1 protein-coding gene is annotated in these 486 nt (G+C 66.5%); it reads right to left on the bottom strand.

Translation table 11 applies throughout. The annotated features are described in order from the left end of the window. Positions 1-476 (bottom strand): TIGR02281 family clan AA aspartic protease (locus tag EOA29_RS39795; protein WP_127222574.1); only part of this gene is annotated, 476 nt, incomplete at its 3' end. Between the last annotated feature and the right edge of the window lie 10 nt (positions 477-486).

The raw sequence follows: 486 nt of genomic DNA, 5'->3' as shown, positions 1-486 counted from the left end.
GCCCGGTCGTCGAGCACCACCGCCTGGATATTGTCGACCGAGATCTTGCCGATCTGCAAGCGGTCGACCGTCACCACGGCGGCCTTGATCGAGCCATTGGCAGTGTTGACCTCGTGGATGAAATCCGACGGGCTGAGCGAGATGCCGACGCGGCGCGCCGTGGACGTGTTGATGGCGACCAGCGTCGCGCCGGTGTCGATCATGCCGTCGACCTGGCGGCCGTTGACCTTGAACGCAGAGCTGAAGTGTCCGCGCGCGTCGGCGTTGACCACCACCTTGCGGCCGAGCGGCAGCGGCGCGGCAGGCTTGTCCGGAACCGCGGCGAGGTTCAGGGCCGGCTGCGGCTCGGTCGCCGGCCTGGAGGCTGCCGTCGGTTTGAACAGCCCATCGAGCATCTGCGGGTTCGACTGATAGATGATCGGGATCGATGCCGATGTTCCGGCAAAGACGCCAAGGAAGAGGAGCTTGCGCAGCATGGGACCGGCC

Origin of the sequence: Mesorhizobium sp. M1E.F.Ca.ET.063.01.1.1, from assembly GCF_003998155.1 — a bacterium.
In the GTDB taxonomy this organism is placed as follows: domain Bacteria; phylum Pseudomonadota; class Alphaproteobacteria; order Rhizobiales; family Rhizobiaceae; genus Mesorhizobium.
The sequence above is the reverse complement of the archived record's forward strand: the minus strand, read 5'-3'. Positions and strand labels throughout refer to the sequence as shown.